Below are 19,833 nucleotides of genomic sequence, written 5' to 3' on the forward strand. Positions count from 1 at the left end.
CCACCCCCGGGACCGGCCGGGCGGCGGCCCTGAACGCAGCAGTCCGGCCGCTCACGCACCGACATCGCGGGCGCGGTAATCGGCCAGGGTCTCCCGGCGTACGAGCAGCCTGGCCCGGCCGTCCTCCACCGCCACCACGGGCGGACGGCCCACGAGGTTGTAGCCGGATGCCATCGACAGCTGGTAGGCCCCGGCGACCGGTACGGCGAGCAGGTCACCGGGCCGGATATCACCCGGCAGACCCACGTCGGCCGCGAGAATGTCGCCCGCCTCGCAGTGCCGGCCGACCACCGTGGCCGTGCGCGTCCCGGCGGTGGAGCGGCGCCCGATGAGCCTGGGTGCGTAGCGGACGCCGTACAGCGCGGGTCTGGGGTTGTCGCTCATGCCCCCGTCCACCGCGACGAACGTCCGCTCACCGGTCCGCTTCACCGAAAGCACCCGGTAGAGCGCCACACCCGCGGGGCCGACCACGGCGCGACCGGGCTCGATGAGGAGACGGGGCACGGGCAGCCGTGCGGCCGCGCAGCCCTCGCTCAGCTCGGCGCGCAGTCTGCGGGAGAGCGCGGGGATGTCCAGCGCGGCCTCTCCGGGCCGGTAGGCGATGCCGTGACCGCCGCCCATGTCCAGCTCGGGCAGGACGACCCCATGGGTGTCCCGCACCCGGGCCATCAGCCCCACCATGCGGCGCACGGCCACGAGGTACGGCTTGATATCGGTGAGCTGCGAACCGATATGGCAGTGCAGGCCGGTCAGTTGGAGCTGGGGCTGTCCGAGAACACGGGCGATCGCGTGGTGGGCCTGTCCGTCGGTGAGGGAGAGGCCGAACTTCTGGTCGTCCGTTCCGGTCCGGATCTTCACATGCCCGCCGGCGGACACCCCCGGCACGACCCGGACCATGACCTTCTGACGGCCCTCGTGACCCACCGCTGCCGCCAGCTGCGCGATCTCCGACGGATTGTCGATGACGATCCGCCCGACTCCGAGCCGTAGCGCGGCCGCGAGGTCATGAGGTGATTTGGCGTTGCCGTGCAGCACGATCCGGCCGGCCGGAAACCCGGCTGTCACAGCGAGTTCGAGCTCTCCGGCCGAGCAGACATCCAGTCCGAGCCCCTCCGCCGCTATCCAGCGCACCATCGCGCGGGAGAGGAAAGCCTTCGCGGCGTAGAGGATGCCGGCCTGCGGAAAGGCAGCCCGGTAGGCCCGGCAGCGCGCATGGACCTCGCCCCTGTCCAGGACGTACGTGGGTGTGCCGAACCGTTCGGCCATCTCGGCCAGATCGACGCCACCGACCGCGAGACCACCGTGCGGCAGCCGGGTCGTGGAGCCTGGCCAGACCGACAGATCGGCGTCGGCCGCAGACGTGGGCGAGGACGCGAGGGTGGTCGTCACGAGGCCAGCTTCCTTCCGCTCGGGGTGGGCATAGGTCCGGGCCCGCGGAGCTCCGCGACCGTACGGGCCGGGGCGTCGGCCCGTACCGGCGGAGCGGTCAGCATCGGATCGAGCGTCATCCGTGTCACGCCGAGCGGTTCGGCCATCGCACGCAGTGCGGGCTCGGAGAGCACGATCCACGCCTGGCCCTCGCCCAGCACTGCGGTGACCATCGCCGCCTCGGTGAAGGCAACGGTGGTACGTACGCCCAGCGGGGTACGGAAGAGACGGAGCGCGGCGCGCGCGGGCCCCGGCAGGACCGGTACGTACAACGGCCCGGCCGGGACCTGTTCCTCGGGTTCAGGATCGTCGTCGTAGGAGCGCAGGCACATGGGAACCTCCCGGAGAAACCACGAGGAGCGGGTGGCATCCCGGGTGCGGGGAGGCAGCCCGGGACGTGACACCGAAGCTATGCCCCGCCCGCGCACCGGTCGCCGTCTCATGATGTGCCCCTGACGCCGGACGGCCGAGTCGTAACGGATCGCTGACGGCCTGCGTGCCGGGCCACCGGGAGCCGGTGGCAGAGCCGATGCCCGGGCTTGCCTTGAGTCACGTCAGGGACTTTTTTTGGAGACTTCTTGTCGAGAGCTGATTACCACGTATCCCTGCTGCGTGAGACGCCTGCGGGGTTGGGCAGTTGATGCTCGGGCGGAATGCGACGGCTTCGGCGAGCCCCGCACTCGTCATGCGTAGGTCTGGGCTCGCCCCGAAAGCCTGGCCGGTCAGTCAGGTCCGGTTCATGACCACGTGAGGGTCGCCGCACTCCAAGTGAGGGTGGCGGCACCGCCGTTGAGGAGTGTGTCTGCGAAGGCGGTGACCTGCCGGGTGACGTCCGTGAAGCCTCCGGGGTAGCTCGTTGCGGCGGTGCCTTGCCGACGGCGCCAGGCGGTGTAGGAGGTCTGGCGGCGCTCGCCGAGGTCGGTGATGGTGGTGCTGAGGGGTTTGAGAGTGATGCCGCGGTGTGTGGCGGTGGCGGTCAGCGCTGTGGTGAGTTCTTGTCCGTCCAGGTCGTTGAGGGTGAGCAGGCGGTAGAGGTCGCCGTAGTCGCGGTCGCGGGTGTTGAGGTCGCCGAGTGAGATGGCGGTGGAGAGTTTTTCGGCGATGACGGTGGCGAGTGGTAGCCGAGGATCTGGAAGCTGTCCGTCGTGAGTTGCTGCGGATACTCGATGATCCGGGGGCCGGGGGTGACGGGGTCGCCGAAGCTGATGTCCAGTTGGAGCTTGAGTCGTGCTCGGGGGATGGAGGCGGCCATCGACAGGCGTAGACCGTGGTACTCGTCCTCCTCACGGATGGGGACGGTCACGGGTGGGATTGACCATCAGGCGAGCACCGCCTCTACGGCGGGGCGGACGACGGAGAGGGCGTCCAACTCGCTTGCGATGTGCTGGAGTTCGCTAATCCCGCCGCGCCCGCTTCGACGCAGGTAGCGGCCGAGCGCGGACAGGGCGAGGGTTTCGCCGAGGCGGCTGCGGTGGCGCATTGCGTCGACGACGCTGCGAGCTGGGCTGTACATGGGGATGGTTTCTCCCGGGGCTGCTTCGAACCGTTCGATACCGAGGTCGAAGGTCTTTGCGGCGTACTGCGCCACCACGGTCGGCGGGTAGGAAATCGTCGGGCGGCGTGTACCGCGCGGCACGGCGATGTGTACTGCTGCGGGGATGTCGTCGATCAGTTCATGCAGGGCCAGGGCGGATTCACCGCACACGACGGCGCGATGGGTCCGTGCGCACACGGCCAGCAAATCCGCGTGCGCCGTCTCCGGGGCGTCTGCCCGCCGGTACACCCCACGGGACAGCTCGTCTATCTCCCCCTCCGTGGCCAAGTGCGCCAGATCGCGAGGGGAGAGCAGGGCCTGTCGTGCCTGCGCTGTGGTGAATGTGGGGGAGAGGCCGGCCAGCCGCTGCTCTAAGCGCGGGTTTTTCCGCCAAGTAAGCAGGGAAGGCCCTGACAGCGCTACGAACGCGCTGGTCAGGGCCTACTTGCTCAGCACTCGATGATGTTCACCGCGAGCCCTCCCCGGGCCGTCTCCTTGTACTTGACCGACATGTCGGCGCCGGTGTCCTTCATCGTCTTGATGACCTTGTCCAGGGAGACCTTGTGGCTGCCGTCGCCGCGCATCGCCATCTTGGCCGCCGTGACCGCCTTGACCGCCGCCATGCCGTTCCGCTCGATGCACGGAATCTGGACCAGTCCGCCGACCGGGTCGCAGGTCAGGCCCAGGTTGTGCTCCATGCCGATCTCCGCCGCGTTCTCCACCTGCTCGGGAGAGCCGCCCAGGACCTCGGCCAGGGCGCCCGCCGCCATCGAGCAGGCGGAGCCGACCTCGCCCTGGCAGCCGACCTCGGCGCCCGAGATCGAGGCGTTCTCCTTGAAGAGCATGCCGATGGCGCCCGCCGAGAGCAGGAAGCGGACCACGCCCTCCTCGTCGGCGCCCGGGACGAAGTTGATGTAGTAGTGCAGGACGGCGGGGATGATGCCGGCCGCGCCGTTCGTGGGGGCGGTCACGACGCGGCCGCCCGCCGCGTTCTCCTCGTTCACGGCCATCGCGTAGAGCGTGATCCACTCCATGGCGCGGGCCAGCGGGTCGCCCTCGGCGCGCAGCTGGCGGGCCGAGTTGGCCGCCCGGCGGCGGACCTTGAGGCCGCCGGGGAGTATGCCCTCGCGCGACATCCCCCGGGCCACACAGGACTGCATGACGCCCCAGATGTCCAGCAGCCCCGCACGGATCTCCGCCTCCGTGCGCCATGCCTTCTCGTTCTCCAGCATCAGCGCGGAGATGGAGAGACCGGTCTCACGGGTCAGCCGCAGCAGCTCGTCGCCGGTACGGAAAGGGTGCTTCAGGACGGTGTCGTCCAGGACGATGCGGTCCTCGCCCACGGCGTCCTCGTCCACCACGAAGCCGCCGCCCACCGAGTAGTACGTCTTCTCCAGGAGCGGCGCGCCCTCGGTGTCGTACGCGAAGACCGTCATCCCGTTCGCGTGGTACGGCAGGGCCTTGCGCCGGTGCAGGATCAGGTCCGCGTCGTAGTCGAAGCCGATCTCGTGCGCGCCGAGGATGCTGATGCGGCCACTGGTGCGGATCTGCTCGATGCGCTCGTCGGCGTGCTCGACATCGACCGTGCGCGGGGACTCGCCCTCCAGGCCGAGGAGTACCGCCTTCGGGGTTCCGTGTCCGTGCCCCGTTGCGCCCAGCGAACCGAAGAGCTCGGCGCGGACCGAGCCGGTGTGGGCCAGCAGACCCTCGTTCTTCAGCCGCGCGGCGAACATCCGGGCGGCCCGCATCGGGCCCACCGTGTGGGAGCTGGACGGACCGATGCCGACCGAGAAGAGGTCGAAGACCGATATGGCCACAGGGAACTCCTTGGTGAGGTAGACGCCGTTGTCTGCCGGGGTGGTGCAGAGAAAGCGCGGTACAGCGGTGAGCAAGTGCGTACGTGGTGCGGGGCACCCCGCTCACCGACCAGTGTGCGGGGTGCCCCGTGGTTCGTACAAAACCGTACTGATCCGGACCGACCGGTCCTGCAACCGTACGGGTCCGGGCCTACTTCAGCCCGGGGTAGAGCGGGAACTTCCCGGCCAGCGCGGAGACCCGGGCGGCCAGCGCCTCCCGGTCGTAGGCAGGCTTCAGCGCGGACGCGATGATGTCCGCGACCTCGGAGAAGTCCTCGGCCTGGAAACCACGGGTGGCCAGGGCCGGAGTGCCGATCCGCAGCCCCGATGTGACCATCGGGGGGCGCGGGTCGTTCGGGACGGCGTTGCGGTTGACCGTGATGCCGATCTCGTGGAGACGGTCCTCGGCCTGCTGGCCGTCGAGCTCCGAGTTGCGCAGGTCCACCAGGACCAGATGCACATCGGTGCCGCCGGAGAGGACCGAGACACCGTGCTCGGTGACATCGGCCTGCACCAGACGCTCGGCCAGGATGCGGGAGCCGTCCAGGGTGCGCTGCTGGCGCTCCTTGAAGTCGTCCGTCGCCGCCACCTTGAAGGCGACCGCCTTCGCCGCGATCACATGCTCCAGCGGGCCGCCCTGCTGACCGGGGAAGACCGCCGAGTTGATCTTCTTGGCGAGCTCGGCGGTGGAGAGGATCACACCACCGCGCGGGCCGCCCAGCGTCTTGTGCGTGGTCGTGGTGACGACATGCGCGTGCGGGACGGGCGACGGGTGCAGACCCGCGGCCACCAGGCCGGCGAAGTGCGCCATGTCGACCATCAGATACGCGCCGACCTCGTCGGCGATCTCGCGGAACGCGGCGAAGTCCAGCTGGCGCGGGTAGGCGGACCAGCCGGCCACGATCAGCTTCGGCTGGGTCTCCTTGGCGAGGCGGGCGACCTCGGCCATGTCGACCTGGCCGGTCTCCTCGTCGACGTGGTACGCGACCACGTTGTAGAGCTTGCCGGAGAAGTTGATCTTCATGCCGTGGGTCAGGTGACCGCCGTGCGCGAGGTTCAGGCCCATGATCGTGTCACCGGGCTTGAGCAGCGCGAACATCGCGGCCGCGTTCGCCTGGGCGCCCGAGTGCGGCTGGACGTTCGCGTGCTCGGCGCCGAAGAGCGCCTTCACACGGTCGATCGCGATCGTCTCGACCACGTCGACGTGCTCACAGCCGCCGTAGTAGCGGCGGCCCGGGTAGCCCTCGGCGTACTTGTTGGTGAGGACGGAGCCCTGGGCCTCCATGACCGCGACCGGAGCGAAGTTCTCCGAGGCGATCATTTCGAGGGTGGACTGCTGGCGGACCAGCTCGGCGTCGACAGCGGCGGCGACGTCCGGGTCGAGCTCGTGGAGGGAGGAATCAAGAAGTGACATCAATAGTCCCTAGGTCCCTAGTTGCCGGCGGAGAGAGCGGCGTACTCGTCGGCGGAGAGCAGGTCGTCCGGCTCGCCGGTGACGCGCACCTTGAACAGCCAGCCGCCCTCGTACGGGGCGGTGTTCACCAGCGACGGGTCGTCGACGACGTCCTGGTTGATCTCGGTGATCTCACCGGAGACCGGGGCGTACAGATCGCTGACCGACTTGGTCGACTCCAGCTCGCCGCAGGTCTCGCCCGCGGTGACCGTGGACCCGGCCTCAGGGAGCTGGGCGTAGACGACGTCACCGAGCGCGTTGGCCGCGAACTCCGTGATGCCGACCGTCGAGACGCCGTCCTCGGCGACCGACAGCCACTCGTGCTCCTTGCTGTAACGCAGCTGCTGGGGGTTGCTCATGACCTGATTCTCCTGGATGCGGGGGAGTGCTGGTGAACAGTGGTCTTACGGGCTGAGATGGTGTGGGTCACTTCTGGCGCTTGTAGAAGGGGAGGGCCACGACCTCGTACGGCTCATGGGTACCGCGGATGTCCACGCCCACACCGGACGTGCCGGGCTCCGCGTATGCCGCGTCGACGTACGCCATGGCGATCGGCCTGCCCAGCGTCGGGGACGGGGCGCCCGATGTGACCTCGCCGACGACCTGGCCGTCCGCGACGACCTGGTAGCCCGCGCGGGGGACCCGGCGGCCCTCGGCGATCAGGCCGACCAGCTTGCGCGGCGGGGCCGAAGCGGCGCGCTCGGCGGCGGCCTCCAGGGCGGTGCGCCCGACGAAGTCGCCCTCCTTCTCGAACTTGACGACCCGCCCGAGACCGGCGTCGAAGGGCGTCAGCGCGGTGGTCAGCTCATGGCCGTACAGCGGCATGCCGGCCTCCAGGCGCAGGGTGTCGCGGCAGGACAGACCACAGGGCACGAGACCGGCCGGGGTGCCCGCTTCGGTGAGGGCCTGCCAGAGCTTCTCGGCGTCGGCCGGGGCGGTGAACAGCTCGAAACCGTCCTCGCCCGTGTAGCCGGTCCTGGCGATGAGCGCAGGGATACCGGCGACGGTGCCGGGCAGACCGGCGTAGTACTTCAGCCCGTCCAGGTCGGCGTCGGTGAGCGACTTCAGGATGCCGGAGGATTCCGGGCCCTGTACGGCCAGCAGGGCGTAGGCGTCGCGGTCGTCCCGTACGACGGCGTCGAAACCGCCCGCGCGTGCGGTCAGCGCGTCCAGGACGGTCTGTGCGTTGCCCGCGTTGGCGACGACCATGTACTCCTGCTCGCCCAGCCGGTAGACGATCAGGTCGTCCAGGATCCCGCCGTCCTCCTGGCAGATCATGGTGTAGCGGGCGCGGCCGTTGCCGACGGTGGAGATGTTGCCGACCAGCGCGTGGTCGAGCAGCCGCACGGCCTCCGGGCCGCTGACGGTGATCTCGCCCATGTGGGAGAGGTCGAAGAGACCGGCACGGGTCCGTACGGCGATGTGCTCGTCGCGCTCACTGGCGTAGCGCAGCGGCATGTCCCAGCCCGCGAAGTCGGTCATGGTCGCGCCCAGCGAACGGTGCAGGGCGTCGAGTGCGGTGAGGCGGGGCGTGGGGCTCATATGCGGTACTCCCGGGGCATGACAGACGAGGACGATCCTCCCCATCTGTCATCGGAACCTGAGAGGTTCGCCGGCGCCTGTCGGGAGGGCGCGGCTTGCACCTTGGGTGGGACCGCGGGGCGGTCCGCTTTTCAGATCTGCCTCGTCCGCGCGGTACGGGGCCTGAGAGATTACAAGGGAGGGACTTGCTCCTTCGGCGCCCCGGCCAGTGACCGGGAACTCTCCCGCGCGGATTCGAACGGCCTGTATGGAGTTGGCGCGCACATCATCGCATGCCGGGCGATCGTTGCCCCACCGGTCTCGCATTACTCTTTCTTTACACTTCGCCGACGGGGGTATGCACAAGGACGCAGGCATGCGCAGGCGCAGGCGGCGTACGGGGTGGCCCGACAGGGGGAGCGGCCATGGTGGGACAGGAGCGGCGTGCGGATCCGGCGCCGGAGACGGTGCCCGGCGGGCCGGGGGCCGGGGCCGGGTGGCCGGCGGGATCCGGGCAGGAGGCGGCCGGGCGGACGGTGGGGCCGGGGCCCGCACGGACCGTGGCCGGGCCGGCCGTACGGAGTGGACGGGCGGGATCCGGGCGCGCGCCCGCGGTGCGGGACCTGCGCCGGCGGACCGGCCGCAGCCCGCACGCCCTGGTGTTCGCCGCGGGGGACGTGGTGGTCCTGTCCGGACTGCCGGGCAGCGGCAAGTCCACGCTGTTGCGCAGGGCCGCCGGGGCGTACGGAATCGACTCGCAGGACACCCGGGACCGCTGGGAGCGCCGGCTGCCGCGCCTGCTGCCGTACTGGAGCTACCGGCCGCTGGTGCGGGCCGCCCACTACGGCAGGCTGTGGCGGGCCCTGCGCTCGGGTGCCGGTGTCGTCGTGCACGACTGCGGTACGCACTTCTGGGTCCGTGCCCTGCTGGCCCGCACGGCGCGGCGGCGCGGCAGCGCCCTGCATCTGCTGCTGCTCGACGTGACGCCCGCGATGGCGCTGGCCGGCCAGGCCGAGCGCGGCCGGAAGGTCTCCGCGTACGCCTTCGCCCGGCACCGCGGGGCGGTCGCCGGGCTGGTCCGGGCGGCCGAGCGGGCGCGGCTGCCCGCCGGTTGCCGTTCGGCCGTGCTGCTCGACCGGGAGGCTGCGGCCGTGCTGCGCGCGATCCGCTTCGGGGCGGCGGATTGAAGGAGCTCAGCTGTCTGTCGTGGCGGGGGCCGTTAGGGTCGGTCGGCAGGTGAACGCGTGCACGGATGCACAGGTGAGAAGGGGATACCTCGGTGGACATGGCATGGCCGGGAAATGAGCTCGAAGAGGTCCTGACCGCATCGGTCGGGAACCCCGGCGCGGGCGGCCGGCTGATCGAGGTGCTGGGGCGCAGCAATCTCTGGGTTCCGCTGCCCAACGGCGGCGGGCAGGAGAGCAGTTCACTCGACCTGCCCACCGTCGAGATCGAGGGCGGGGCCTATGTGCCGGTCTTCAGCTCGGAGGCGCAGTTCCTCCAGTGCGTCGGCTCGCACTACTCCTTCGCGGTGGCCCCCGCCGTCGAGTTCGCCCGGGGGCTGCCGCCGCAGCTGGGTCTCGTGGTGAACCCGGGCGGTGCGATCGGCATGCCGCTGCCGCCGCCCGCGGTGGCCGAACTCTGCCGCAGCGGCCGGACCCCCCTCGACGGGCCCGCGACCGGCGGCCGGGTGCGGCTCTTCGAGCCGGACTGGCAGGAGGAGCCGGTCGACTTCCTCTCCGCCGCCGCGGGCGAGTTCGAGGAGTCGGGTGTGGTCCGCTCGGCCCGCCGGGCCCTCGCCTCCATCGAGGGCGGCGACCCGGTCCTCTTCGTCGGGGTCGAGTTCGCGACATGGGACGGCGCGGGCCGCAACGCCCCGATGGACGCGCTCGGCCGGGCGCTGCACCGGGTCGAGGTGAGCTGGCCGGTCAATCTCGTCCTCCTCGATGTGGCGCAGGACCCGGTCGCCGACTGGATGCTGGAGAAGGTCAGGCCGTTCTACGTCAGGGCCGGGGCGGAGGGGCCGGTGCTGTAGGGGCGGTACCGAGGGGCCGCTGCGGCGGGCCCGGTACCGCGGGACGGGAGGAGCGGACGGTCCGGTGCCGCGCAGGCGCACCGAACCCGCCGCAGCCTAAGCTGGTCGGATGCGTGGGACGCACGGGACGGCCGGCCCGCGGACTGGCCGGAATCGTGCGGCCGACCGGACGGGCGGACCAGCGGCCGGCCGGATGGCCGGAATCGCACGGGCGAACGGTGTGGACCGCGCCGGGCGGGCCGCGTCCCGGCGCATGGCACAAGCACGTCAACGGGTGGATCGAAGAGGGGCGGGACCCAGGGTGAGCGCGTCGGGCACGACGGCCGGGCAGGTCGAGCAGATGCTGCTCCAGGTGACCCCCGGGCGGTACGACGCCTATGAGGCACTGCTGCAGGCGCTCGCCGACAGCCAGGTCTGGATGCTGCTCTGGAACGGCCGGGCCGGGTCGCCGGACGCCCAGTACGGGAACATGGAGATCGAAGGCCTCGGTTACGCCCCGTGTGTGACATCGGCGCAGGAGCTGGCGGTCTCCGGCTGGAACCGTTCGCACGAGGTGGTCACCGGCCGTGACATCGCGCGCTCCCTCTACCCGGACCACTGGGGAATCTGGCTCAATCCGCATGCCCCCGGCGGCGGTGTCGGCATCCCCTGGACCGACCTGCGCCGTATCGCCACCGGTCTGGACCGGATGCCCGCCGGACCGCTGCGGCTCTCCGAACCGGCCATCGAGATCCCGCAGTTCTACGCGCTGCTCACCCAGAGCGCCCACCACACCCCGGCGATCCGCTCATTGAGCCGGGCCTGGGTGCAGCCCGCGCTCGGCACCCCGTATCTGGCCATCGGGCTCGATCTGTACGACACCAGCCAGCAGTCCGTGGATTCGGTGCGGGCGATGATGCAGCAGTCGATCGCCGCGGTTCCGGAGGGGCTGCCGGTGTCGACCGTGGCGCTCTCCGACGCGTACGACCCGGTCGGGATGTGGCTGCGGGCCAACTGCCGCCCCTTCTACGACCGTGAGGCCCACGCGGCCTCCTCTCCCGCGGCGGGATACGGATACCCGCCGGTAGGCTGAGTGTCCCAATTGGGCCGTCAACAGCGGTTGTTGGGTGCGATGTCCGAACTGGCCCATTGGTGAGGAAAGTTTCCGCTCAGCCGGTCCTGACGTCCGGATAACGGAAGTCCATTAACCGCATCACGGTTGCGCATACATTCACCTTCAGGTCTGGCGGGTGATCGCAACCGCAATGAAGACTCCCTGCATCGAGCATCGTCGTGCCCTTGTTGCGACGTGCCATGAACACATTCCGTCACTTCAGCACAGTGGCATCACCCGATGCGCTAGATGCACAGCAGCCGCCACCGCGGCAGGTACGGGCCGGCCACCGCCGGCCGGGAGGGGTCAAAGGCACTGTGACCGCACCGATCGAGACCACCGGGTCGACTGCCGAAGCGCAGCCGGAGGCAGTACTCACGGGGGCCACGCAGAGCCAGATCGAGGGCCGTTCGCTCGGCCGGATCGCCTGGACGCGTTTCAAGCGGGACAAGGTCGCCATGGCCGGCGGGGTCGTCGTGATCCTGCTGGTGCTGGTCGCCCTCCTCTCCAAGCCGATCCAGGCGATGTTCGGGCTCGACCCCAACGGCTTCCACCAGAATCTGGTGGACCCGGCTCTGCTGGGGCCCAAGGGCAGCTTCGGCGGCATCAGTTGGAGCCACCCGCTGGGTGTGGAGCCGCAGACCGGCCGGGACATCCTGGCGCGCATCATCGAGGGCTCCTGGGTCTCCCTGGTGGTCGCCGCCGGGTCGACGCTCCTCTCGGTGGTCATCGGTGTCGTGATGGGCGTGGTGGCCGGCTTCTACGGCGGCTGGGTGGACAGCGGCATCAGCCGTCTGATGGACACCTTCCTGGCGTTCCCGCTGCTGCTGTTCGCGATCTCCATCTCCGCATCGCTGCAGGGCAACGCGTTCGGCCTCAGCGGTCTGACGCTCCGTATCTGCGTGCTGATCTTCGTGATCGGATTCTTCAACTGGCCCTACATGGGCCGCATCGTCCGCGCGCAGACGCTCAGCCTGCGTGAACGGGAGTTCGTCGAGGCCGCCCGCTCGCTGGGGGCCCGCGGGCCCTTCATCCTCCTGCGCGAGCTGCTCCCGAACCTGGTCGCGCCGATCCTCGTCTACTCGACGCTGCTGATCCCCACCAACATCCTCTTCGAGGCGTCCCTGAGCTTCCTCGGCGTGGGCATCCAGCCGCCGCAGGCCTCCTGGGGCGGCATGTTGTCCACCGCGGTCGACCTCTACCAGGTCGACCCGATGTTCATGGTCATTCCCGGCCTGGCGATCTTCATCACCGTGCTGGCCTTCAATCTGCTGGGGGACGGGCTGCGTGACGCACTCGACCCCCGTGGCAAGTAATCGCGGCCGTGCCGCACACCGGACAACCGAGGGGGCTTTCCTCAGCATGAAGAGCAGGAAGACGGCAGCGGCGATAGCCGCGACGGTAGCGCTGGGGCTCGCTGCCACCGCTTGCGGGAGCAGTGACAGTGGCGGCGGGGGCAGCCATGGCAAGGCAGACGCAGCTCTGACCAGCATCGTCAACAAGACCAGCAAGAAGGGAGGGACGGTCACCTACGAGCACTCAAGTGCCGCCGACTCCCTGGACCCCGGCAACACGTACTACGGCTGGGTGCAGAACTTCTCCCGCCTCTACGCGCGTGCGCTGGTGACCTTCAACCCGGCTCCGGGCAAGGACGGGCTCAAGATCGTGCCCGACCTGGCGACCAGCCTGGGCAAGGCGTCCCCGGACGCCAAGACCTGGACGTACCACCTCCGCAAGGGCGTGAAGTTCCAGGACGGCACCGTGATCACCTCGAAGGACGTCAAGTACGCCATCGAGCGGACCTTCGCCCGTGAGGCGCTGTCCAACGGGCCCACGTACTTCAGCACGTACCTCAAGGACGGCGACAAGTACAAGGGTCCCTACAAGGACAAGTCGGCCGACGGTCTCAAGTCCATCGAGACGCCGGACGACTCCACGATCGTCTTCCACCTGAGCAAGCCGTTCGCGGACATGGACTACCTCGCGTCCTTCTCGCAGACCGCTCCGGTGCCGCAGAAGGCCGACAAGGGCGCCTCGTACGTCCAGCACATCGTGTCGTCGGGCCCGTACAAGTTCGCCTCGTACAGCGAGAGCCGCGGCGCGACGCTGGTCCGCAACCCGCAGTGGGACCCGAAGACCGACCCGGTCCGCAAGGCGCTGCCGGACAAGATCAACCTGAATTTCAACGTCCAGCCGACGACCGTCGACGAGCACCTGCTCAACGACACCAGCACCGCTGACATCGCCGGTACCGGTCTGCAGTCCAAGACTCAGCCGAAGGTCATCACCAAGGCCACCGAGAAGGCGAAGACGGACGACCCGTACGCCGGCGCGCTGCAGTACCTCGCGCTGAACGTGCATGTGAAGCCGTTCAACAACGCCGACTGCCGCAAGGCCGTGCAGTACGTCGCCGACAAGGCAGACATGGTCGACGCGATCGGCGGCGAGGTCCGGGGCGACCCGGCGACGACCGTCATCCCGCCGGGTGTCTCGGGCTACAAGAAGTTCGACCTGTACCCGACCCCGGGCAACAAGGGCGACGTGACCAAGGCCAAGCAGTACCTGGCCAAGTGCGGTAAGCCCAAGGGCTTCAAGACGACGCTGACCGCGCGCTCCGACCGTCCCGACGAGGTCACCAGCGCCACCCAGCTCCAGCAGAGCCTGAAGAAGATCGGCATCATCGCCGACATCAAGACGTTCCCGTCGGACAAGTACTTCACCGACTTCGCGGGCGTCCCGGACTGGGTCCACAAGAACAACGCCGGAATGATGATGATGGCGTGGGGCGCCGACTGGCCGGCCGGCTTCGGCTACATCGACCAGATCGTCGACGGCAAGGCCATCAAGCCGTCCGGTGGCACCAACCTGATGGAGCTCGACGACCCGAAGATCAACGCGGAGATCGTCAAGGGCATCGGGACGCTGGACAACGCGAAGCGCAACGCCACCTGGGGCCAGGTCGACCAGATGGTGATGGAGAACGCCTCGCTCGTCCCGCTCTTCTACCGCAAGAACCTGCTCTACCGCCCGGACTCGGCGGCGAACGTAACGGTCAGTCAGGCGTACCTCGGCATGTACGACTACGTGCTGATGACCTCGACCAAGTAACAACACCTGTTCATCGACAGCACCCCCCTGAAAGGCAGGTGAAGGCGCCGGGACGGACGGGCCTACCCCGTCCGTCCGTCCCGGCGCCGCACGGCTGTGGCTGCGTACATCATCCGACGCGTATTCGCCGCGGTGTTGCTGCTGCTGGTGGTCAGCGCAGTCACCTTCGCGATCTTCTTCCTCGTTCCCCGCCTCGGCGGGCAGACGACCGACTCCATGGCCGCCCAGTACGTGGGCAAGAGCCCCGACCCGGCGACGATCGCCGCGGTCAAGAAGAACCTGGGGCTGGACCAGCCCCTCTACGAGCAGTACTGGCACTTCATCAAGGGCATCGTCGTCGGCGCGAACTACCACTTCGGGCCCGACCCCGCGGTGTGCCACGCGCCGTGCTTCGGCTACTCCTTCAAGACCCACTCGGCGGTCTGGCCCGAGATCCAGCAGCGTGTCCCCGTGACGCTGTCGCTCGCGGTCGGCGCGGCGGTCATCTGGGTCGTCAGCGGTGTCGCGACCGGTGTGGTCTCCGCCCTCAAGCGGGGCTCGCTCATCGACCGACTCGCGATGGGCGTGGCCCTGGCCGGCGTCTCGCTGCCGATGTTCTTCACCGGTCTGGTCTCGCTCGCCCTGTTCAGCTTCCACTGGACGATCTGGAATGTGCACTTCGTGCCCTTCACGGACAATCCGGCGGAGTGGGCCTGGAACCTGATCCTCCCCTGGTGCACCCTCGCCTTCCTGTACTCGGCGCTCTACGCCCGGCTCACCCGGGCCGGGATGCTGGAGACCATGGGCGAGGACTACATCAGAACCGCGCGGGCCAAGGGCCTGCGCGAGCGGAACGTGGTCGTCAAGCACGGCCTGCGCGCCGCGCTCACCCCGCTCATCACCATCTTCGGCATGGACTTCGCGCTGCTCATCGGCGGCGCGGTCATCACCGAGACGGTCTTCGACTTCCAGGGGATGGGGGCCTACGCCATCCAGGGAGTGACCCGCAGCGACCTCCCGGTCGTCATGGGTGTGACGCTGGTGGCCGCTTTCTTCATCGTTGTCTGCAACCTGCTGGTGGACCTTGTGTACGCCGCGATCGACCCCCGGGTGAGGCTCTCATGAGCGACGTGCACAAGAAGGGTTCCGGCGAGCCCGCCAAGAGCGGCAAGGACGACGCCCCGTCCCAGGACGCGAAGAGCTTCCTCTCGGTCCGGGACCTGCGGATCCACTTCGACACCGACGACGGCCTGGTGAAGTCCGTGGACGGTGTCAGCTTCGACCTGAAGGCCGGTCAGACGCTCGGTATCGTCGGTGAGTCAGGCTCCGGCAAGTCCGTGACCTCGCTGGGGATCATGGGGCTGCACAGCTCGGAGCGGGCCCGGATCTCCGGTGAGATCTGGCTCGACGGCGAGGAGCTGATCGGCGCGGGGCCCGAGCGGGTCCGCGAACTCCGCGGTCAGAAGATGTCCATGATCTTCCAGGACCCGCTGTCGGCGCTGCACCCGTACTACAGCATCGGCGCGCAGATCGTGGAGGCGTACCGCGTCCACCACAAGGTCGACAAGAAGACCGCGCGTACCCGTGCGGTCGAGATGCTCGACCGGGTCGGCATCCCCGAGCCGCAGCGCCGTTTCGAGGACTACCCGCACCAGTTCTCCGGCGGTATGCGCCAGCGCGCGATGATCGCGATGTCCCTGGTCAACAACCCCGAACTGCTCATCGCCGACGAGCCGACGACCGCCCTCGACGTCACCGTCCAGGCGCAGATCCTCGATCTCATCCGGGATCTGCAGAAGGAGTTCGGCTCGGCGGTCGTCATCATCACCCACGACCTCGGCGTCGTCGCCGAGATCGCGGACGAGCTCCTGGTGATGTACGCGGGCCGTTGCATCGAGCGCGGCACGGCCGAGAAGGTCTTCTACGAGCCCCAGCACCCCTACACCTGGGGGCTGCTGGGCTCCATGCCGCGCATCGACCGTGAGCAGACCGAACGTCTGGTGCCCGTCAAGGGCTCCCCGCCCAGCCTGATCAACGTGCCGTCCGGCTGCGCCTTCCACCCGCGCTGCCCCTACGCCGACGTGCCCAAGGACAACATCACCCGCATCGAGCGCCCTGAGCTGCGGGAGAGCACGGACGGGCACTTCTCCGCGTGCCATATGACGAAGGCCCAGCGGGAAAAGATCTGGACCGAAGAGATTGCGCCGAAGCTGTGACTGATCAGAAGAAGAAGGCTCCGCAGGCTCCCGAGGCTCCGAAGGTTCCGCAGCAGACGTCCAAGGACTCCGCCGCCGCGCCCGCCAAGGACGCCGGGGCGGAGCCGCTGCTCAAGGTCACCGACCTGGTCAAGCACTTCCCGATCACCAAGGGCGTGCTCAAGCGCAAGGTGGGCGCGGTCCAGGCCGTGGACGGGCTGTCGTTCGACGTGTTCCCGGGGGAGACCCTGGGTGTCGTCGGCGAGTCGGGCTGCGGCAAGTCGACCATGGGCCGGCTGATCACCCGGCTGCTCGAACCGACCGGCGGAAAGGTCGAGTTCGAGGGCAAGGACATCACGCATCTGTCCGCGGGGCAGATGCGGCCGATGCGCCGCGACGTCCAGATGATCTTCCAGGACCCGTACGGCTCACTGAACCCCCGGCACACCATCGGCGGGATCGTCGGAACCCCCTTCAGGCTCCAGGGCGTCGAGCCCGAGGGCGGCGTGAAGAAGGAGGTCCAGGGGCTGCTGGAGCTGGTGGGACTCAGCCCCGAGCACTACAACCGGTACCCGCACGAGTTCTCCGGCGGCCAGCGCCAGCGCATCGGCATCGCCCGCGCGCTCGCACTGCGGCCCAAGCTCGTCGTCGCCGACGAGCCGGTCTCGGCGCTCGACGTGTCGATCCAGGCGCAGGTGGTGAACCTGCTGGACGACCTCCAGAGCGAGCTCGGTCTGACCTACGTGATCATCGCGCACGACCTGTCGGTCATCCGCCATGTCTCGGACCGGATCGCGGTGATGTACCTCGGGAAGATCGTCGAACTGGCGGACCGCAAGTCGCTGTACGAGTCGCCGATGCACCCGTACACCAAGGCGCTGCTCTCGGCGGTGCCGGTGCCCGACCCGCGGCGCAAGGGGACCAGGAGCGACCGGATCCGGCTGGAGGGCGACGTCCCCTCGCCGATCTCGCCGCCGGCCGGCTGCCGGTTCCACACCCGGTGCTGGAAGGCGACGGAGATCTGCGGAACACAGGAACCGCCGCTGCTGACGCTGGGGACCGGACACCAGGTGGCCTGCCACCACCCGGAGAACGCGCCCGACCAGGCGCCGGGCGAGGAACGGCTGCCGCAGGCGAGGGAGGCCGCCGAACTGGTCTCGGTCGCGAAGCCGGAGCCGGCCGCTGACGCGGTCGCGAAGCCCGAGCCGGCCGGTGACGCGGTCGCGAAGGACACGGAGACGGAGCCCGGGGCCAAGGCCGAGCCCAAGGCCGGGACCGAGGCCGCCACCGGCACCGAGTCCGGGACCGACGCAGGGGCGGAGCCGGAGGCCAAGACCGGCACCGGCACCGGCGCAGAGGCCGGGCCGGACGCCGCCGCGGAGTCCGGCGAGAAGTAGGCGCCGCGCGGTTGTCGCGCCGGGCACGCCCATGACAAGTTGGTAAAGTCATGTACATGCCTAAACGGGAGAGTGCAGAGTCAGCGTGTCCGTAACAACGGCGCACGCACGAAGGGCAGACTCTTGGCGCTCTCCCGTTCGGCACGTCTGGCCGCCCTCGCCACCGCGACGGCCGCCCTCTGTGTCATCGCTGCCGCTCCGGCACCCTCACCCGGTTCGGCCGGCATCGGTGACCCCTACTTCCCGCAGCTGGGCAACGGCGGCTTCGACGCCCTGCACTACGGCCTCGACATCGCGTACAACCCGGACTCCGGCCGGCTCGACGGCCGTACGACGGTCACCGCGCGGGCTACGCAGAACCTTTCCTCCTTCGACCTGGACCTCCAGAAACTGACGGTCGCATCGGTCGAGGTGAACGGCGCGCACGCACGCTTCACCCGCTCCGGGGACGAGATACGCATCACCCCGGCAGGCCCGCTGCGCAAGGGCCGCACCTTCACCGTACGGGTCGTCTACGGCGGTGTTCCGCAGGCGCTCAGCGGCCCGATCGTCTTCGGCTCCGACTACGGCTGGATGAAGACCAAGGACGGCGTCTTCGTCGCCTGCGAGCCCAACGCGGCCTCCACCTGGTTCCCTTCGAGCGACCACCCCTCCGACAAGGCCGCCTTCGACATCACCATCAAGGCGCCCAAGGGGCTGACCGGGGTCTCCAACGGGCGGCTGCTCTCCACCCGTACCCAGGGCGCGTCCACCGTCTCGCACTGGCGCGAGTCCCGGCAGATGGCCACCTATCTCGCCACCGCCTCGATCGGCAGGTTCGACGTCAGGACCGGCCGTACACCCGCCGGAACACCGATCTACGTGGCCATCGACCCGGTGCTCGCCCACAGCAACGCCGTTGATGTGTACGCCGTGACGGCCGAGGCCACCGACTACTGGTCGAAGGTCTTCGGGCCGTATCCGTTCGAGGAGACCGGCGCGGTCGTCGACGACATGCCGCAGGCGGGCTTCTCGCTGGAGACCCAGTCCAAGCCGAGCTACTCCGCCGTACGCAACGAGTCGACGATCGTGCACGAGCTGGCCCACCAGTGGTTCGGCGACTCCGTCTCGGTGAAGCAGTGGAAGGACATCTGGCTCAACGAGGGCTTCGCCACGTACGCCCAGTGGCTCTGGGACGAACACCAGGGCAAGCGCTCGGCGCACGACGCCTTCCTCGCCGAGTACGACGCGACCCCCGCGAACTCCGGCTTCTGGCACTCGGAGGTCGCCGATCCACAGCGCGACACGATGTTCGGATCGGCCGTCTACGACCGGGGGGCCATGACGCTCCAGGCGCTGCGCGAACGGATCGGGGACAGGGCGTTCTTCCGGCTGCTGCCCGCCTGGACGAAGGCGCACCGGTACGGCAACGCCGACACCGGGCAGTTCACCGCGCTCGCCGAGAAGATCTCCGGGCAGCGGCTCGGCGCCTTCTTCGACGCGTGGCTGCGCACTCCTGCCAAACCGGAGCTGTAGGGCGGAGCGTTGCACGGCGGCGGTGCGGCGGGGGTAGAACTGTCGGGTGCTCCATGACCTGTTCAACACCTCCGTCCAGCACGTGCTGGACCTCATCGGGATCTTCGTCTTCGCGATCTCCGGTGCGCTGCTCGCTGTCCGGAAGAACTTCGACGTCTTCGGGATCGCGGTGTTCGCCGAGGTCACGGCGTTGGGTGGCGGGCTGTTCCGGGACATCGTGATCGGGGCGGTGCCGCCCGCCGCCTTCACCGATCTCGGCTACTTCGTGACCCCGCTGATCGCCGCCGGCCTGGTCTTCTTCCTTCACCCCGAGGTCGAACGGATCCAGGCCGGAGTGAACGTCTTCGACGCGGCCGGGCTCGGTCTCTTCTGTGTGACCGGCACCACCAAGGCGTACGACTACGGGCTCGGTCTCACTGCCTCCGCCGTGATGGGTCTCGCCACCGCGGTGGGCGGCGGTGTGCTCCGCGATGTCCTGGCCAACGAGACGCCCTCGCTGGTGCGCTGGGACCGCGATCTGTACGCCGTACCGGCCGTGGTGGGGGCGACGATGGTGGCGCTCTTCATCCAGTTCGACGTGCTGACCACCACCACGGGCTGTATCGCGGCGCTCACCTGCTTCACGGTGCGGCTGCTCGCGCTGCGCTTCCACTGGCGGGCCTCACGGGCCTGGAACAGACGTTCGGCGGCCGTCTCTACCGACGAGTAACCTTGCGGTG

17 protein-coding genes, 1 pseudogene and 1 riboswitch are annotated in these 19,833 nt (G+C 69.2%); of the genes and pseudogenes, 10 read left to right on the forward strand and 8 right to left on the reverse strand.

Translation table 11 applies throughout. From position 1 onward, the window contains the following. Positions 1-51: 51 nt before the first annotated feature. The 8 genes and pseudogenes from lysA to gcvT all read right to left on the reverse strand — a co-directional run bounded on the left by lysA (position 52) and on the right by gcvT (position 7,813). On the reverse strand, positions 52-1,389 hold the full coding sequence (gene lysA, locus ACWGKJ_RS04730) for a diaminopimelate decarboxylase (RefSeq protein ID WP_385017605.1): 1,338 nt from the start codon (positions 1,387-1,389) through the stop codon (positions 52-54). After that, positions 1,386-1,760, reverse strand: coding sequence for an SAV_915 family protein (locus ACWGKJ_RS04735; protein ID WP_385017608.1), 375 nt, complete (start codon positions 1,758-1,760; stop codon positions 1,386-1,388). The genes lysA and ACWGKJ_RS04735 overlap by 4 nt, the downstream gene beginning before the upstream one ends. Before the next feature lie 405 nt (positions 1,761-2,165). Beyond that, positions 2,166-2,731, reverse strand: a pseudogene (locus ACWGKJ_RS04740) (nucleotidyl transferase AbiEii/AbiGii toxin family protein). Positions 2,732-2,746: 15 nt separating this feature from the next. Further along, positions 2,747-3,400 carry a type IV toxin-antitoxin system AbiEi family antitoxin domain-containing protein gene (locus ACWGKJ_RS04745; protein WP_385017833.1) on the reverse strand — a complete coding sequence of 218 codons (654 nt, stop codon included), beginning with the start codon at positions 3,398-3,400 and terminating at the stop codon, positions 2,747-2,749. Between the two features lie 11 nt (positions 3,401-3,411). Next, positions 3,412-4,779: an L-serine ammonia-lyase gene (locus ACWGKJ_RS04750; protein WP_385017835.1), complete on the reverse strand. Its 1,368-nt coding sequence runs from the start codon at positions 4,777-4,779 to the stop codon at positions 3,412-3,414. Positions 4,780-4,969: 190 nt separating this feature from the next. Then, complete coding sequence (gene glyA, locus ACWGKJ_RS04755; protein WP_385017611.1) at positions 4,970-6,232, reverse strand: serine hydroxymethyltransferase; 1,263 nt, start codon at positions 6,230-6,232, stop codon at positions 4,970-4,972. Positions 6,233-6,249: 17 nt separating this feature from the next. Continuing rightward, positions 6,250-6,630, reverse strand: coding sequence for a glycine cleavage system protein GcvH (gene gcvH / locus ACWGKJ_RS04760; protein ID WP_385017614.1), 381 nt, complete (start codon positions 6,628-6,630; stop codon positions 6,250-6,252). A 67-nt stretch (positions 6,631-6,697) separates the two neighbouring features. Next, positions 6,698-7,813 carry a glycine cleavage system aminomethyltransferase GcvT gene (gene gcvT, locus ACWGKJ_RS04765; protein ID WP_385017617.1) on the reverse strand — a complete coding sequence of 372 codons (1,116 nt, stop codon included), beginning with the start codon at positions 7,811-7,813 and terminating at the stop codon, positions 6,698-6,700. 141 nt (positions 7,814-7,954) lie between these two features. After that, positions 7,955-8,050: riboswitch (glycine riboswitch) on the reverse strand. Positions 8,051-8,217: 167 nt separating this feature from the next. Between gcvT and ACWGKJ_RS04770 the strand changes: the two genes are divergently transcribed. From ACWGKJ_RS04770 to ACWGKJ_RS04815, 10 genes are all read left to right on the forward strand, one after another. Further along, positions 8,218-8,979, forward strand: a complete 762-nt coding sequence (locus tag ACWGKJ_RS04770) for an AAA family ATPase (RefSeq protein ID WP_385017620.1) — start codon at positions 8,218-8,220, stop codon at positions 8,977-8,979. A 98-nt stretch (positions 8,980-9,077) separates the two neighbouring features. Then, entirely contained in the window at positions 9,078-9,827 is a 750-nt protein-coding gene (locus tag ACWGKJ_RS04775; RefSeq protein ID WP_385017623.1) for an enhanced serine sensitivity protein SseB, read from the forward strand. A 301-nt stretch (positions 9,828-10,128) separates the two neighbouring features. Then, entirely contained in the window at positions 10,129-10,899 is a 771-nt protein-coding gene (locus ACWGKJ_RS04780) for an enhanced serine sensitivity protein SseB C-terminal domain-containing protein (protein ID WP_385017625.1), read from the forward strand. A gap of 338 nt (positions 10,900-11,237) precedes the next feature. Beyond that, a complete protein-coding gene (locus ACWGKJ_RS04785; protein WP_385017628.1) occupies positions 11,238-12,236 on the forward strand; it encodes an ABC transporter permease in 999 nt (332 codons plus the stop codon). Between the two features lie 46 nt (positions 12,237-12,282). Further along, entirely contained in the window at positions 12,283-14,028 is a 1,746-nt protein-coding gene (locus ACWGKJ_RS04790) for an ABC transporter substrate-binding protein (RefSeq protein ID WP_385017631.1), read from the forward strand. A gap of 96 nt (positions 14,029-14,124) precedes the next feature. Continuing rightward, positions 14,125-15,132: an ABC transporter permease gene (locus ACWGKJ_RS04795; protein WP_385017634.1), complete on the forward strand. Its 1,008-nt coding sequence runs from the start codon at positions 14,125-14,127 to the stop codon at positions 15,130-15,132. Then, entirely contained in the window at positions 15,129-16,223 is a 1,095-nt protein-coding gene (locus tag ACWGKJ_RS04800; protein WP_385017637.1) for an ABC transporter ATP-binding protein, read from the forward strand. The genes ACWGKJ_RS04795 and ACWGKJ_RS04800 overlap by 4 nt, the downstream gene beginning before the upstream one ends. After that, a complete protein-coding gene (locus ACWGKJ_RS04805; RefSeq protein ID WP_385017640.1) occupies positions 16,220-17,599 on the forward strand; it encodes an ABC transporter ATP-binding protein in 1,380 nt (459 codons plus the stop codon). Before ACWGKJ_RS04800 ends, ACWGKJ_RS04805 begins: the two co-directional genes overlap by 4 nt. Positions 17,600-17,722: 123 nt before the next feature. After that, positions 17,723-19,114 carry a M1 family metallopeptidase gene (locus ACWGKJ_RS04810; RefSeq protein WP_385017643.1) on the forward strand — a complete coding sequence of 464 codons (1,392 nt, stop codon included), beginning with the start codon at positions 17,723-17,725 and terminating at the stop codon, positions 19,112-19,114. A 46-nt stretch (positions 19,115-19,160) separates the two neighbouring features. Then, positions 19,161-19,823 (forward strand): trimeric intracellular cation channel family protein, encoded by a 663-nt coding sequence (locus tag ACWGKJ_RS04815; RefSeq protein WP_385017646.1) that lies wholly within the window; start codon positions 19,161-19,163, stop codon positions 19,821-19,823. Positions 19,824-19,833 lie beyond the last annotated feature (10 nt).

It is taken from the genome of Streptomyces sp. NPDC054757 (assembly GCF_053612185.1).